Raw genomic sequence first — 15753 nt, 5'->3', positions numbered from 1 at the left:
GTCGTGGGGTGGTTCATGCTGTGGGCTCCTTGCGGATCCGCGTGGTCTTGGTGGAGGCGGTGTCGAGGGCCATCTCGTCGGCCTTCTCGACCGCGCGCTTGAGACGGACTGTGCCGGTCTCCTCGTTGTCGACGTCGACGACCTTGCGCAGCTTGGAGGTGGCCTCCTCGTTGCCGGTCTCGGCGGCCAGCTGGACCGCCCGCCCGAGCTTGGTGGTCGCGGTGGCCTCGTCGCCGGCGGCCTTGGCCGCCAGACCCTCCTGGATCGCCTGCGCCAGCTCGGCCTGGCCCGTGTAGTGGGCGACCTGTTGGTCGATGCGGGTGGTGAGCTCGGAGTTGTTCGACCAGGTCGCCTTGACCAGGCCCTGCGCGACGACGTCGCTGCCGAGCGCGAGCTGGACCCGGGCGGCGAGCTGCTCCTGGCCGATCGCCTTGGCGGGCACCCGGACGGCGACGTGGTAGTCGCGGGACTCGTCGGACCAGGCGCCCGTCGGGTAGTCGCCGGTGAGCGGGTTGACCGGCGTACGACGGTGGGTCAGGTCCTCGACGGTCGGCGACACCTGGCGCACGAACAGCACCTCGGCGCCCTGCGGCGTCCACACCCGCAGGGACGCGTCGGCCACGCCCCGGGCCATGGCGTTGCGCATGATCTCCTGGAACTGCGCCTTCATCTCGGCCGGGCTCGGGATGATGTCGACCGTGCCGAGCAGGGCCTGCGCGATCCGGCGGATCTCGGCGACCTGCCAGTCGGTGCCGGCACCGCGGCAGTCGGCCTGGAAGTAGCCGGTCGCGCGGTTGATCGCCTCGTCGAGGCGGCCGGGGCGCTCGCGGTTCTCGCCATCGGTGAGCAGCAGGACATGGCGCTGGGTGACCGCGCCGACCGACGAGAAGAGCTGGCCGGCGAGGTCGAGCCAGGTGCTGATCGCCGTACCGCCGCTGCCGACGAAGCGGTCGATCGCGGCGGAGGCCTCCAACCGGGTCCGGGCGTCCATCTGCACCATGCCGGGGCCGCTGGAGACCTGCGGGTAGGCGAGCATCGCCCGGTCGGCGCCGGCGATGACGGCGAAGTAGGTGCCGTCGACGATCTCGGCGAGCGCGGCCTGGGCGCCCTCCTTGGCGGCGGCCATCGTCGCCGGGCCCATCGAGCCGGAGGTGTCGACGATGATGATCTCGCCGGCGCTGCCCGCGCCGGACTGGCCGGCCGTGCCGGCGCCCTTGCAGGTGATCGTCACGATCGCGTTGACGTCGGTCCCGCCGTCGGGCAGGAACTCGTTCTGGTAGACGGCGGCGCTGAACTCAGCCATCGCTCGGCTCTCCTCCTGGGGTCGGCGTCTGGTCATTCTGCCCGACCACCGGTGGCGGCGGCGGGGGCGGCGGGACCGCCGACGGGGTCAGGTCGACCCGAGCGACGGCGGCGGTGACGTTGTCGTGCCCGCCGGAGCCGTTCGCGAACGCGACGAGCGCGAGGGCGAGGGCGAGGGGGTCGCTCGTGGCGGCGGCGCGGACCTGCGCGGCCAGCGCCTCCGGTTCGGAGGCGTAGTTCCACAGTCCGTCGGAGCAGGCCAGCAGCCAGCCGCTGCCGTCGACCTCGAGGGCTCCGACGGTCGGCTTCTGGTCCTCGGAGTCGCGGCCCAGCCACTTGGTGATCGCGTGTGCCTGCGGCCCGGTCTCGGCGACCTCGCGGGCGACGCCGGCGGCGATCTGGGCCTGGGCGACGGAGTCGTCGACGGTGAGCTGGACCGGCGTGCCGGCGTCGGGCAGCCAGTACGAGCGCGAGTCGCCGATGTTGGCCCAGGTGATCCGCCGCCCCTCCAGCACCGCGGCGGTGAAGGTCGCCGAGGCCGGGTTGGGCGAGTCGGGGTCGGTGACCGCGACGATCGCCGTGTTGGCGGCGGCCGCGGCGTCGGTCAACACCTTGCGTACGGCGGCGTCGCGGCTCTCCGGCGTACCCATGCCCACCGGCAACGGCATCCGCAGCACCTCCCGCGCCGCGCGCGCCCCGGCCAGCGAGGCGACGTCGGAGTCGATGGAGTTGGAGACGCCGTCCATCACGATGAGGACCGCCCGCGAGCCCGGTTCGGCGCCGGCGAGCAGCGCCATGGCGTCCTCGTTGCGGTTCTTGCCGATCGCCTTGTCGCACACGCCCGCGACCCAGGGCGCGGGCTGCTCCCGGAAGTGGTCGCGCTCGCTGGGTGCCTTGGTCCCGCACTCGAGGCAGTACAGGTCCGGGCCGACCTCTCCCCCGCACTCCGTGCAGGCCCGTCGCCCGGCGGGCGCCGGCGGGTCGGGCAGTGCGGCCGCCGGCTTCCGGGTGGGCGCACTGATCGGGGCGTCACCGAGCGGGTGGTCGGCGGAGACCGCCGCCACCGGAGCAGGCGCGGCGGCGGCATCGAGCTGCGCCCCGCAGTTCTCGCAGAAGCGGGCCCCGGGCGCGAGCGCGGCCTGACAGGACGGACAGTTCACGTGAGGCTCCAGTTCCGGACGGCGTTGGCCTGGTTGACCAAGGTGACCCGCTCCTTGAGGTCGACGGCGTCGCGGGCGAGCATCCGCAGGGCGTTCTCGATCCCGTCGCGCACCCCGGCCTCGGTCGCCTCGACCGAGCCGATCCGCGCACCTGCGGGGACCTGGCCGTTGCTGACCACCGGCAGCGCCTCGGTGAGGATCCGGACGGTGAACCGCTGCCGGGTCTGCTGGTCGACGCTCGAGGCGTCGATGGTCCGCATCGCCTGGTCGAGCACGGTGATGTCGGCCGAGCTCCCGGAGAGCAGCACCTCGGCGCGCTGCTGGCGGCTCTCCGTGTAGCCGCGGCTGGTGGTCGGCACCAGGTCGAGCGCGGCCACCGCGCCGGGGATGTCCTGGCGCCCGGCGCGGACCCGCGCCATGCCGAACGCGGCCGGAGGGACGTAGGCCGCGTCGGTGGACGCGCACACGGCGTAGAGCCCCTCCGCCACCTCGGGCAGGCCGCCCCGCTCGCAGGCGAACGCCAGCGCCAGTTTGGGCGCGAGCTCGCCGGGGACCTGCTGGTAGACCGCGTTGAACGACGCCTTCGCGGTCTCCCAGTCGCCGGCCTGGACGGCGGCGAGGCCCTCGACCCACAGTGCCCGCCACTCCCACGGGTCGTCGGTGAGCAGCTTCTGCGCGTGGCTCTTGGCCAGCACCGGGTCCCCGAGGTCGAGCGCCGCGTGGGCGCGGCCCAGCCAGACCTCGGCGGAGTCCTCGGGCGCCGTCTCGAGGTCCTTGAGCCGCTGCTTCGGGTCGTCCTCGCTGATCGTGCTCAGCCAGCCGTACTGCGGGTCCGTGGTGTCGGTGCGCAGGTCGGGCAGCTGGCTCCAGTCCGTGATCGGCCGCGCGGTCGCGGGCGACTCGAAGAGCACGGACGCGGCCGACGTGGTCGCCGTCCCCTGCCGGTGCCGGGCCACGACCTCCCGCAGCACACCGAGCACCTGGGTGCGCATCTCGTCGACCGACGCGAACCGGTCGGCCGGGTCGGGCGCGCAGCACTTGGCGATCAGCTGGTAGAGCGAGTCGTACTGCTGGAACAGCGGCGTCGCATCGACCGGCGGCAGGCTGTGGAGGTAGGTGCCCTGGTAGCCGCGGAACTCCATGCACAGCACGAGGAGGGTGCGGCCGATCGTGTAGATGTCGGAGGCCACCGACGGACCGACCTCGGCGACCTCGGGCGCCTGGTAGCCGACCGTGCCGTAGATCGCCGACTCCTCGTCGTCGGCGCGTCGTACGCCGCCCAGGTCGATCAGCTTCATTGCGTCGCCGACCTGGATCATGTTGTCGGGCTTGAAGTCGCAGTAGACCAGGCCGAGGTCGTGGAGGTACTGGAACGCCGGCAGCAGCTCGAGGATGTAGGCCAGCGCCTGGTCGACCGGCAACGGGTCGTAGGCGCCGTTGTTGGCGACCATCCGCTGCTTGAGGATCTGCTTGAGCGACTTGCCGCCGACGTACTCCATGACGATGTAGCCGGCGCCTTCGTGCGTGACGAAGTTGTAGATCTCGACGATCAGCGGGTGCTCGACCTGCGCGAGGAACTGCTGCTCGGCGATCGCCGCCGCGAGCGCGTCGGGGTCGCCGGAGTTGAGCAGGCCCTTGAGCACGACCCAGCGGTTGGAGACGTTGCGGTCGCGGGCGAGGTAGATCCAGCCGAGCCCGCCGTGGGCGAGCGCGCCCGCGACCTCGTACTGACCGGCGACGAGGTCCCCCTGCTGCAGCTTCGGGGTGAACGAGAACTGCTGGCCGCAGTTCGGGCAGAACCCCTCGCTGCGACCGGGCTGACCGTCGATGCTGCGGCCGACGGCGTTGCCGCACTTGGCACAGCTGCGCTTGTCCTCGGGCACCTGCGGGTTGGCCATGATCGCCTTGGCGGCGTCGACCGGCGGCGCGGGAGGTACGACGGTCAGACCGGCGCCGATCCGGGCGGCACGCATCCGCTGCGACCCGGTCCGGGTACGACGCGTCGACGTGCTGCCGGTCCCGGCCCGCTTGGAGCCGATCGCCGCGGACTGCACCCGGCTCGCGGCGGTCGCGGAGGTGCCCTCGCGCCCCGACAGCGGCTGGGCCTCGGCCAGCGCGGTCGCCTCGGCGACCCTGGCACCCGGGACGGCCGGCGTACCGCAGACGTCGCAGTAGCCGTCGAGGATGGTGCCGGTGCAACCGGGCTGCTGGCAGGTCGACGCCGCGACGCTGGCCGGGTTGCCGGCGACCGCTGCGGCGATCGGTGCCTTGACCGTGCCGGAGTCGGCGATGGGCGACGCGGCCGCCGGCGGCGCGGCCACCGTCGACGTGCCGCCGGCGCCGGGCATGCCGCAGACGTCGCAGTAGCCGTCGACGATGCTGCCCGTGCAGCCGGGCTGGGTGCAGGCACCTGCGCTCATGACGAGATCTCCTTCGCTAGCCAGGTCTGGTACGTCGTGACGAGCTGGCGGGCCACGCTCATCGGGGCGGGCGAGCGCACCAGCACCGCCCGGGCGGACTGCTCGCTCGCGACCAGGTCGGGGTGGTCGGCCACGCCCGCGGCGCGCGCCTTGGCGACGTAGGCGTCCAGCAGCGCGACCAGCTGGGTGTGCTCGTCGAGCGCCGCGGCGTAGGCGTGCTGGGCGACCTCGAGCGCCTGCGAGACACGGTCGAGCCGCTCGAGGTAGGGGCCGATGGCGTCGGGCGTCACCGGCACCGGGCCGAGCGCGCCGACGTCGGGGACGGCGTAGCGCGGCGCGGGATCGACCGTCGCGACGCAGGTCCCGGCCAGCTTCTGCAGCGCGGCCGCCCGCGCCTCCAGGTCGGCGCGCAGCTCGCGCGCCGAGATCACCTGGTCGCGCGCGTCGCGGCGCCGGGCGTTGCCGACGATCAGGTCGCGCTCGAAGGTGGTGGCCTCGACCTCGATCGGGCCGAGCATCCCGCCGACGTCGCCGCCGCGCTCCGCCTTGGCGGTGATGCCCTCCAGCCGCGCCATCAGCTCGGCCAGCCGGTGGACGGCGGCGTCACGGGTCAGGGCCGGCTCGAGGCCGACCTGGTCGCGGATCCGCTCGAGCTGCGCCCGCAGCTCCCGGATCCGCGCCGCCTGGGCGTCCGCACCCGGGACCAGCGCCAGCCTGCTTCGCAGCTGCCCGGTCAGCGCGTCGCACAGCCGGCCCGCCTCGGGCAGCGACACCGCCAGCCCGCCGGGCAGCTCGGTCGCCCCGTCGAGCCGGCCCCAGATCAGCGCCGAGATCCGCTCCCGCTCCTGCTGGAGCACCCGGCCGCCGTCCCAGGTCGCGAAGACCAGCTGGTAGCGGTCCGAGATCGCCTTCCACAGCGCCAGCGCCAGCGACATGTCGCCCGCCAGCTCGCCCCCGCGGCCCACCGCCAGCGCGGCCTGGTCGAGCTCGTCGAGCTCGGAGCGTCGTACCCGCAGCCAGGTGTCGAGCTCGCCCAGGTAGGCCTGGATGACGGCAGGCTCCAGCGCATCCCCGAGCTTGCCGGGGGCGGTGGGCGCCGTGGTGGTCATGGTGGTCGGCACGCTCACGGACGGCCGTAGGCGGGCTGGGGCTGGGTTGCGTCGATCAACAGGTACGGCTTCAGCCAGGTGTCGTAGGACTTCTGCCACGTGCCGTTGGTCCGCATGTCCTCGAGGACCGCGTTGATGAAGGCCACCAGGTCCTTGTCGTCGGCGTTGGTGGCAATGCCATAGGGCTCCTTGGTGAAGGCGTCCTGCTTCGGCACCGCGGCGTAGAGCTTGTCCTGGGCGACCAGTCCGGCCAACACCGTGTCGTCACCGGTGATCGCGTCGACCTGGCCCTGCTGGAACTTCACCAGGCATCCGGTGTGGGTGAGCGCCGGCTCCGAGATCACGTCCGGCTCGGCCGCCTTGATGTTGTCGACGCTGGTCGTCCCTGTGGGAGCGCACACCTTGAGGCCGGCCAGGTCCTGCGGGCCGGCGTACTTGTCGGCGACGTCGGGTCGGACGAGGACCTTCTGGCCCGCTCGGTAGTACTCGGCAGAGAAGGCGACCGACTGCCAGCGCGTGCAGTTGATCGTCATGTTGCGCGCGACGATGTCGATCTCGCGGTCCTCGAGGAGCTCTATCCGCTGGCCCGCGTTGATCACCCGGTACTGCGGCTCGACGCCGAGCGCCTTGGCGATCTGGTTCGCGACATCGATGTCGAATCCCTCGATGGCGTTGGTCGACGGGTTGCGGGCGCCGAGCAGCAGGGTGTCCGCGGAGACGCCGATCTTGAGCACACCGGCCTTGCGGATCCGATTGACGGCGTCCCCCGCGGCCTTGCTCGGGTCGTAGGAACGGAGGTCCGCATCGGTCGTCTCACAGGAGGCGGGAGTGGGCTCGGCCGCCGGCGACTCCTTGTGGGTCGGCACCTTCGTCGCGTCGTACGAGCAACCGGCCAAGGCGAGGAGCGCGAGGACTGCGGCGGCCACACCGAGTCGGGAACGGGACTGCTTCACGAGAACTCCCTCCGTCGCTGGCCGATACCTCGGGCGACGGCCAGAGCCGCAGCCACACCGAGCAGCAGTGTCAGCGCGCTGAGCATCAGAGCGATCACCCGGCCGCTGCGCAGGTCGTCGATCGCGGCGCCGCTCGCCTTGGTGATGTCGTCGGCCAGCGAGGCGTCGAACCTGTTGAACGGCGCGGTGGAACCGGTTTTCTCGTCGTCCGTGGTGGCGATGTCGACCGCATCCGACCACCGGTTCGAGTCGTCGGCCTTGACGATCTGCGCGTGGCGCTCGGTGTAGGTCGACCAGCTCTCGAGGTCGGTGGCCGGGGCCTTCTTCTCCACCACCGCGGCCAGCTCGCCCCACTTCTTCTCGTTGTCCGCCCCGGAGCCGCGCTTGATCAGCCGCAGGCTCTCGTTGGCCTTGGCGTCGTTGGCCGCCGTGCGGGCGACCGCGCTGGAGACGGCGTCCTGGAACTCGCCGTCCCGCAGCGCGTCGTTGGAGCTGTCCCGGATCCAGGCGCCGGCCGTCGTCACCAGGGTCACCACGGCGACGATCGCCGCGGCGACCACGAGACCCTTGTTGAGGCGGCGCCGGAAGGCCCGGGCGAGCTCGCGGTTGAGCCACCACAGGCCGGCCAGGGCAGCCAGTCCGACGATGCCCAGCCAGATCGGGTGCTGGCCGCCCATGGCTCCGTCCGCGCGATCCGTGTTGGCCTCGACGAGCGCGTCGAGGACCGGGATCGCCGCATTGCGCAGCTGGTCGCTGGCCGCGGTCTGGTAGCCGGCACCCACGGGGAATCCCTGCCGGTTGTTGGCGCGCGCCTGGGCGATGTAGGTCGCGTAGGTGTCGACCTGCTCGTTCAGGGCAGCCAGGGCCTTGCGGTCGGCCGGCTGTGCCTCGGCCGCGTTGGCGATGTCGCGGAGCACGGTGTCGATCGCGTCGTCGTACTCCTGGCGCTGGGCAGGGTCCTCGAGACCCGCGACCAGGAAGGCATTGGTGGACAGCGCGTCGGCGCGCAAGAGCGACGACTGGATCTCCTGGACCCGGACCAGCTGCTCGGTGTCGTCGGCCGCCCGACCGTCGGACTGCCAGCCGACGAACTGCACGAGCGCGCTGACGATGCCGAACACGATGGCGACGCTCATGCCGATCAGCTGCCAGCGGTTGAGCAGCGCGGGCGTGTCGATGTACGACGTCCCGGGCTGGGGCGCGGCCACGGGTGCCGACGCAGCCGGTGCCGGCGCGGTGGCGGGCGGTGGCGGGGCGGCCGCGGGGGTGGCGGTCTGGCTCACGACTCCTCCTGCTGATCGGGGGCCGGTGGTTGAGGTGCGAGGTTGCGAGTCTCGAGCCCCTCGGCCGGGGGGTCCTTCGGCCGGCGGGCGACGGTGGCGTCGTCGCCGAACGGGTCGACCGGCTCGGCCGGCGGGACGTCGGCGGGCGGGACGACCTCGCCGTCGGCGGCGGGCTCGGTGGGTGCCGCGCCGTTGGGGTCGACCACGAGGTCGTCGGGCTCGAGGGCGCGCAGCTGCTCGAGCGTGGGCTCGGCGACGTCGCGCAGGCGCCAGGCGTGGTGGCCGATCGCGGCCTCCATCAGGTTGCGCACGAACCGGGCGTTGCCGAACGACGGCCCCCGCTCGGTGGCGTCGAGGATCTCGCGCAGCCGCGCCAGCACCGGCTCGCCGGCGTCGTAGTCGGCGCCCTCGACCATCGACGCGAAGATCGCGACCAGCTCGTCGTCGGTGTAGTCGGAGAAGTCGATCGTGGTCCGGAACCGGCTCTCCAGGCCCGGGTTCTCGGAGATGAAGATCGCCATGGGGAGCGGGTAGCCGGCGACGATGACCACGAGGTCCTCGCGCTTGTCCTCCATCTCCTTGACCAGGGTGTCGATCGCTTCCTTGCCGTACTGGTCGCCGGAGAGGGAGTACGCCTCGTCGATGAACAGCACGCCGCCCTCGGCCGACTTCACCACCTCGGCCGTCTTCGCGGCGGTCTGGCCGAGGTAGCCGGCGACCAGCTCGGAACGGTCCACCTCGACCAGCTGGCCCTTGGTGAGCAGGCCGAGCGCCCGGTAGATCCCGGCCACGAGACGAGCCACCGTGGTCTTGCCGGTGCCGGGGTTGCCGTTGAAGACGAGGTGTCGGGTGATGGTCGGGCTTTCCAGGCCGGCCTGCTTGCGCAGTCCCTCGACCCGCAGCACCGCCGCCTGGCGGTGGATCTCGCCCTTCACGTTGGCCAGCCCGATCAGGCCGTCGAGCTCAGCGAGCAGCTCCTCGACCGTCTTCGTGGGCGCCGTCTCCTCGGCTGGCTCCTCCACGGGCTGCTCCGGCTCGGCCGCCTGGGTCTGCACGCCGTCGGCTCCCGGCGGTCGAGGTGCGAGGTCGCCCGGCGACCGAGCCTCGAGACCTCCGGGCTCCGCGGGCAGCGTCGGGGCGGCGGCGTTGAGCGCGCCGAGCTGGCGTCGTACCTGCTCGCCGACGCGGCGGACCTGGTCGAGCATCTGGTCGCCGAGGCCCGGCACCGGCTGCCGGGTGGGGAGGTCGAAGGCGCCGCTCGGTGGTTGAGGCGCGAGGTCGCCCAGCGACCGAGCCTCGAATCCGCCGCCCAGCTGCGCCGTGGTGACCGTGGTGGCGGCACCGACCGCGTCGGGACCGCGCTCCCCCAGCGCCGAGCCGGCGAGGGCGACGTCGGCCAGCGCACCGGCGTAGTCGGCCGAGGCAGCGGACTTCTCCAGCAGCAGCTGGGCCATCAACGGCGTCGGGCCGGCGCGGAACCGGTTGCCGCGCTTGGCCGCGAGCATGTGCTCCTCGGCCGAGCGCGCGCGCCCGGTCTGCGCGCACCAGTCGACGAACGCGCCGCGGGAGCGCTCGGAGACGGTGGCAGCGACCGCCTCGCCCTCGGCGCGGGCGGCCGCCTCGTCGAGCCCGGCCGCGCGGGCCGTGGCGACGAGGGCGTCGAGGGCTTCGGTGAGCGTCGTCATGGGGCTCCCAGGGTGAGGTCGGGGCCGCCCGAGGAGGAGTGGCCGAACTTGGCGTCGAGGAAGCGGCTGTGCGCGATGAGCGCCTGGGCGTCGGCGCGGTTGGCGGCGTCGAGGATCTGGTCCATCGTGACGCCGAGCAGCTCGAGCGCCTCGACGAGGATCAGCAACGCCGTCTTCGGCCCGTCGATCGGGCGCGTGTCCGCCCAGTCGCGCGGCAGCCGCAGGTAGGACTGCAGCGCCTCAGGGAGGTAGTCGGTCGCCGTCGCGACGACCGAGTAGCTCTCCTCACTGCCCAGCCCGAGCTGGCTCAGCCGCGGCAGCGTCTGGTTGATGGTGCGGGCGATCCGCTGCACCCGCGAGATCACCACCGGCGGCGCGTTGTTGTCGGTGAGCATCGCGTACACCTGGTTGAGCGCAGCCCGGATGTCCTGCTCGGTCGGCGCCGGCGGTACGACGTACGCCGGCTCCTGCGCGGCACCCCGAGACCTGCGCCACCACGACTTCAGCCCCACCCGGAATCCGTCCTGTCCCCTGGCTCCTCGGCCTCTAGCCGATGTCCAGGGTGCCGGCGGCGTTGCGTGCGTCGTGCTGCTGGACCCGCTCGAGGTAGGCCTTCGACTTCTGCACCTCGTTCTCGAGGACGCCGATCGTGGTCGACATGTTGTCGAGCGCCTTGAGCTTGAACTCGTCGATCGAGTCCATCGTCGCGTAGATGTTGGCGAACGCGGCCTGCAGCTGCTCCATGCCGATCGTGGACGACGCGGCCTGCTCCTGGATGGCCGCGGAGTTCTCCTTGAGCATCTCCGAGGTGCGCTGGATCATCGCCGACGTCGTCGTGTTGAGCGCCGTGATCTGGTCGAGGACCAGCTTCTGGTTGCTCAGCGCCTGGGCGACGATGACCGCGGTACGCAGTGCGGAGATGGTGGTCGTGGTGGCCCGGTCGACGCCCTTGATGAGCTCGATGTTGTTCTTGATGATGATGTCGATGGCCAAGTAGGCCTGGATCGACACCGCCAGCTGGGTGAGCAGGTCCTGGTGCTTCTGCCGGACGTAGAACAGCACGTCCTGCGAGAGCGTCTTGGCCGTCTCAGGATCACTGAGCTCGAGCTCGGCGATCTTGGCCGACAGCCTCGCGTCGAGCTTCTCGGCGACGTAGATGTACTGGTTGAGCCGGCCCATCACGCCCCAGAGGTTGGTCTTCTCCAGGTTGAGCGCGACGTTGTCGCGGGTCAGCTCGTCCTGCCCGCTGCGCAGCGAGTGGAGGATGCCGTTGAGCTGGCTCTGCGAGGACTGGTACTTGCGGAAGTAGTCCTCCAGCTTGTCGTTGAAGGGCAGCTTGTCCCACCATTTCTTCACGCCGGTCGCCTGGCCCGGGTCGAGGTCCTCGACCGTACGACGCAGCTCGAGCAGCGTCTTGCCGACGTTGGAGCCCTGCGCGATGCCGCCGGTCTTGAGCGCGTTGACCGGCTTGTCGAGCATCCGGTTGGAGGTCTCGGCCGCCTTGCGGATGTCGGCGTCGCCCATGGTGCGCACGTTCTCGGCCTGGGCGGCGAACTCCGGGCTGCCGGCCTTCGTGGCGGTCAGCGCCGAGAGGAAGCTGTCGACCTTCGCGTCGAGCTCGGGCACCATCCCGGCCTCGACCTGCGGCGCCATCTTGGGCGCCTGCGTCTCCACGACCGGCGCCGGCGCCTCGGGGGCCGTCAGCTGGATGACGGGCTCGGGAGGGGCGAGCGGGGCGGGCTCGGGGGCAGCGGCCTGGGAACCGTCGGTGGTCATGGCCCGAGCCTATCCAGCGAACCCTCTCCTCATGCAGGCTCAGCAGAGCAAATCAGGGTCCGGTTCAGGGATCCCACCGAGCCGGGGGGCGGGGCGGACCGGTCAGGACTCCAGCTCGACGAGGAACCACGGCATCATCCACTGCGCGATCGGCCCGATGGTCAGGGCGAACAGGACCGTGCCGAGCCCGAGCGTGCCGCCCAGGACCAGGCCGATGGCGACGACCACGACCTCGAGGCCGGTGCGGACCAGCCGGATCGAGAGACCGGTACGCCGGGTCAGGCCGGTCATCAGGCCGTCGCGGGGCCCGCGGCCGAGCTGGGCACCGATGTAGAGGGCGGTGGCGAGGCCGCACAGGACGATGCCGCCGGCCATGAGGGCGATCCGGGCGGGCAGGCTGTCGGGGGCGTCGAACATCCCGAGTGTCACGTCGGCGGACACGCCGACGACGAGCGCGTTGGAGAGGGTGCCGAGGCCGGGCTTCTCGCGCAGCGGGACCCACAGCACCAGGACCACGAAGCTGAACAGCACGACGGCCTGGCCCAGGGTGAGGGGGACGTGGCGGATGAAGCCGGAGTGCAGCACGTCCCACGGAGCCAGGCCGAGGTCGCCGAGCACCATCAGGGCCAGGCTGACGCCGTAGAGCCACAGGCCGACGTACAGCTGGACGAGGCGGCGGGGCAGGCGTCCGGCTCGGAGCTGGGCGACGGGACCGAGGTCGGCGAGCTGGACGGCGACCCGAGGGGCAGGCGCGGCGATCGACATGGCTCCAGCGTCGCGACGATTGGACTGTCAGGAAATAGCCAATCGTGCTGTACTGGCCTGCATGGAGCAGTCCACTTCGCTGTCCGCCTTCCGGCTGGCCTCCCTGGTCGAGGGCTTCGACCGCTCCCCCGCGTACGTCGGCCTGGCCGACGCGCTGCGCGAGCTGATCGGCGACGGGCGGATCGGCTACGGCACCCGACTGCCCAGCGAGCGCGACCTCACCGAGGCGCTCGGGGTGTCGCGGACCACGGTGACCCGGGCCTACGCGGTGCTCCGCGACTCGTCGTACGCCGAGGCACGGCAAGGTGCCGGGACCTTCACCCGGCTCCCGGGCGGGCGGACCCGCGCGCTCGACCGGGCGCTGTGGCCCAGCGACGTCGGCAACGGCGTGATCGACCTGGTCTGCGCCGCCGCGACCGCTCCCCCGGGCATCGCGGCGGTGTACGCCGAGGCGACCGCCGACCTGCCTGCCCACCTCGGCGGGCACGGGTACTTCCCCGCCGGGATGCCGGACCTGCAGGCCGCCATCGCCGCGACGTACGACGCCCGCGGGCTGTCGACCGCCCCCGAGCAGATCGTGGTGACCCCGGGCGCGCTCGCGGCGACCGCCGTGATCGGCAGCGCGCTGGCCGGACCGCGCGACAAGGTGCTGGTGGAGTCGCCGACGTACCCCAACGCCGTCCAGGCGCTGCGGACCGGGGGCGGGCGGCTGACCACCATCGCACTGGACCCGCACGGCTGGGACCTCGACGCCGTCGCCGCGACCCTGGCCCGGCACCGGCCGCGGCTGGTCCACGTGATGCCCGACTTCCACAACCCGACCGGGCTGGTGCTGTCCGAACCCGACCGGGAGCGCTACGCCCGCCTGCTCGCCCGGCACGCAGCGGTCCCCGTCATCGACGAGGCACACCACCTGCTCGGCCTCGACGGGGCGGGGCCGAGGACGCCGTTCGCGGCGCTGGCGAGGGACGCGGTGTGCGTCGGGAGCGCGAGCAAGAGCATCTGGGGCGGACTGAGGCTGGGCTGGATCCGGGCGCCGCACGCGCTGGTCGACCGGCTCACCCGGGCCCGGGTGGGGCTCGATCTCGGCGTCCCGGTCCTCGAGCAGCTGGTGCTCACCCGACTGCTGACCGGTGACCTCGAGTCCCTGCTGCGCGGACAGCGGGCGCGGCTGCGGGAGCAGCGCGACGCGATGGCCGGGGCGATCGCCGCGCACCTACCCGACTGGGAGTTCCGGCCGCCGACCGGCGGGATGGCCCTGTGGTGCCACCTGCCCGTCGCGGGCGCGACCGCGTTGTCGACCGAGGCGGAGCGGCATGGCGTCCTCCTCGCGCCCGGGCCGTCCTTCGCGCCGGAGGGCGGCCTGGACCGCTACGTCCGGCTGCCGTACGCGCTCGCCGCGCCCCAGCTCGTCGAGGCGGTACGCCGGATCGCGGACGCCTGGACCGTCGTCACGTCCCGGCGCGTGGGTGCGCCCACCCCGGCGTCGGGAGCCGATCCGGTACTGGTGGCCTGACCCCCCGTCCCCGTTGAGTCGTCACTTTCTCCCGTTGAGTCGCCACAGACTCACCGTTGAGTTTGTGACGACTCAACGGGAGAAAGTGACGACTCAACGTCAGGCCAGGTCGACGGCCCGGATCGAGGTGGCCTCGATAGCCGTCTCGATCAGGGCGAGCGTGTCGGCGGGGATGGCGGAGTCGACGGAGAGCGCGACCAGCGCCTCGCCGCCCTTGGTCTCCCGGGAGACCTGCATGCCGGCGATGTTGACCTGGGCCTCGCCGAGGATCTGGCCGACGGTGCCGACCATGCCGGGCCGGTCGACGTAGGTGAAGAACGCGAGGTGCTCGGTCGGCTCGATGTCGACGAGGTAGCCGTTGACCTCGACCAGCCGCTCCCTCTGCGCCATGCCGACCAGCGTGCCGCTCACCGACACCTGGGTGCCGTCGGCGAGGGTGCCGCGCAGGGTGATCAGGTTGCGGTGGTCGCCGCTCTCGGCGTCCATCACCAGGCGTACGACGATGCCGCGCTCGGCCGCGAGCAGCGGGGCGTTGACGAACGACACCTGCTCCTCGACGACATGGGCGAACACGCCCTTGAGGGCGGCGAGCTCGAGCACCGTGACGTCGTGGTCGGCGATCTCGCCGCGGACCTCGACGTCGAGCTGTTGGGCGACCTCACCGGCGACGGCGGTGAAGATCTGGCCGAGCTTCTCGGTGAGCGGGATGCCGGGGCGGACGTCCTCGGCGATGACGCCGCCCTGGACGTTGACGGCGTCGGGGACCAGCTCTCCGGACAGGGCCAGGCGGACCGACTTCGCGACGGCGAGGCCCGCCTTCTCCTGCGCCTCGTCGGTCGACGCGCCGAGGTGCGGGGTGGCGACGACGTTCTCGAGCTCGAAGAGCGGGCTGTCGGTGCAGGGCTCGTGGGCGAACACGTCGAGGCCGGCGGCCGCGATCCGGCCGGTCTTGAGGGCGTCGTACAGCGCGCCCTCGTCGACGATGCCGCCGCGCGCGGCGTTGACGAGGACCAGCGACGCCTTGGCCTTCGCGAGGGCGTCGGCGTCGATGAGGCCCACCGTCTCGGCGGTCTTGGGCAGGTGGACCGACATGAAGTCGGACTCGGCGAGGAGGGTGTCGAGGTCGACGAGGCGCACGCCGACCTGGGCCGCGCGGCCGGCCTGGACGTAGGGGTCGTAGGCGATCACGTTCATGCCGAACGCGGCCAGGCGCTGGGCGACGAGGACGCCGATCCGGCCGAGGCCGACGATGCCGAGGGTCTTCTCGAACAGCTCGATGCCGGTGTACTTCGACCGCTTCCACTCGCCGTTGCGCAGCGCGGCGTGGGCCGGCGCGACGTGGCGGGCGGCGGCGAGCATCAGCGCGACGGCGAGCTCGGCGGCGGACACGACGTTGGAGGTCGGGGCGTTGACGACCATCACACCCGACTGGGTCGCGGCCTTCACGTCGACGTTGTCGAGCCCCACCCCGGCCCGCGCGACGACCTTGAGCCGGGTCGCGGCCGCGAGCGCCTCCGCGTCGACCTTGGTGGCGGAGCGGACCAGGATCGCGTCGGCGTCGGCGATCGCCGCCAACAGCTCCGCGCGGTCGGCGCCGTCGCAGTACCTGATCGCGAAGTCCGGGCCGAGCGCCTCGACCGTGGCGGGGCTCAGCTCTTCGGCGATGAGGACGACGGGTCGCGCGGTCGGGTCGGTCACAGCGGGTCCTTCGCGAAATGGGGAGAGAAGGCCTGCACGGCGCTGTGCGGTCACCGGCCAGCCTACCCGGCGCCGTCCGCGGGCCG

12 protein-coding genes are annotated in these 15753 nt (G+C 72.4%); 1 reads left to right on the top strand and 11 read right to left on the bottom strand.

All coding sequences use genetic code 11. The features are described 5' to 3' along the window. Positions 1-13: 13 nt before the first annotated feature. The 10 genes from KU893_RS18755 to yczE form a co-directional block, all read right to left on the bottom strand. Positions 14-1303, bottom strand: coding sequence for a vWA domain-containing protein (locus KU893_RS18755; RefSeq protein ID WP_218235907.1), 1290 nt, complete (start codon positions 1301-1303; stop codon positions 14-16). Then, positions 1296-2462, bottom strand: a complete 1167-nt coding sequence (locus KU893_RS18750) for a PP2C family protein-serine/threonine phosphatase (protein ID WP_257441553.1) — start codon at positions 2460-2462, stop codon at positions 1296-1298. The genes KU893_RS18755 and KU893_RS18750 overlap by 8 nt, the downstream gene beginning before the upstream one ends. Beyond that, positions 2459-4882, bottom strand: a complete 2424-nt coding sequence (locus KU893_RS18745) for a serine/threonine-protein kinase (RefSeq protein ID WP_218235906.1) — start codon at positions 4880-4882, stop codon at positions 2459-2461. Before KU893_RS18745 ends, KU893_RS18750 begins: the two co-directional genes overlap by 4 nt. Next, positions 4879-6009: a hypothetical protein gene (locus KU893_RS18740; RefSeq protein ID WP_218235905.1), complete on the bottom strand. Its 1131-nt coding sequence runs from the start codon at positions 6007-6009 to the stop codon at positions 4879-4881. The genes KU893_RS18745 and KU893_RS18740 overlap by 4 nt, the downstream gene beginning before the upstream one ends. Continuing rightward, a complete protein-coding gene (locus tag KU893_RS18735; RefSeq protein WP_257441554.1) occupies positions 6006-6944 on the bottom strand; it encodes a glutamate ABC transporter substrate-binding protein in 939 nt (312 codons plus the stop codon). The genes KU893_RS18740 and KU893_RS18735 overlap by 4 nt, the downstream gene beginning before the upstream one ends. Further along, the gene (locus tag KU893_RS18730; RefSeq protein ID WP_218235904.1) at positions 6941-8227 is read right to left on the bottom strand and encodes a GlnX family signal transduction membrane protein; all 1287 of its coding nucleotides are present in this window, start codon (positions 8225-8227) and stop codon (positions 6941-6943) included. Before KU893_RS18730 ends, KU893_RS18735 begins: the two co-directional genes overlap by 4 nt. Next, positions 8224-9912 carry an AAA family ATPase gene (locus KU893_RS18725; RefSeq protein WP_246592864.1) on the bottom strand — a complete coding sequence of 563 codons (1689 nt, stop codon included), beginning with the start codon at positions 9910-9912 and terminating at the stop codon, positions 8224-8226. The genes KU893_RS18730 and KU893_RS18725 overlap by 4 nt, the downstream gene beginning before the upstream one ends. Further along, on the bottom strand, positions 9909-10424 hold the full coding sequence (locus KU893_RS18720; RefSeq protein ID WP_218235903.1) for a hypothetical protein: 516 nt from the start codon (positions 10422-10424) through the stop codon (positions 9909-9911). Before KU893_RS18720 ends, KU893_RS18725 begins: the two co-directional genes overlap by 4 nt. Before the next feature lie 34 nt (positions 10425-10458). Next, a complete protein-coding gene (locus KU893_RS18715) occupies positions 10459-11688 on the bottom strand; it encodes a toxic anion resistance protein (RefSeq protein WP_218235902.1) in 1230 nt (409 codons plus the stop codon). Positions 11689-11790: 102 nt separating this feature from the next. After that, complete coding sequence (gene yczE, locus KU893_RS18710) at positions 11791-12453, bottom strand: membrane protein YczE (RefSeq protein WP_218235901.1); 663 nt, start codon at positions 12451-12453, stop codon at positions 11791-11793. A 61-nt stretch (positions 12454-12514) separates the two neighbouring features. Here yczE and yczR point away from each other — a divergent pair, with 61 nt between their 5' ends. Further along, on the top strand, positions 12515-13969 hold the full coding sequence (yczR, locus tag KU893_RS18705; RefSeq protein WP_218235900.1) for a MocR-like transcription factor YczR: 1455 nt from the start codon (positions 12515-12517) through the stop codon (positions 13967-13969). A gap of 99 nt (positions 13970-14068) precedes the next feature. Here the strand turns inward: yczR and serA are convergent, their stop codons facing one another. After that, positions 14069-15667, bottom strand: a complete 1599-nt coding sequence (gene serA, locus KU893_RS18700) for a phosphoglycerate dehydrogenase (protein WP_218235899.1) — start codon at positions 15665-15667, stop codon at positions 14069-14071. Positions 15668-15753: the final 86 nt, after the last annotated feature.

Origin of the sequence: Nocardioides daeguensis (assembly GCF_019192965.1) — a bacterium.
In the GTDB taxonomy this organism is placed as follows: domain Bacteria; phylum Actinomycetota; class Actinomycetes; order Propionibacteriales; family Nocardioidaceae; genus Nocardioides; species Nocardioides daeguensis.
Note: the sequence above shows the minus strand (reverse complement) of the source record. Positions and strands in the feature narration are given on the sequence as shown.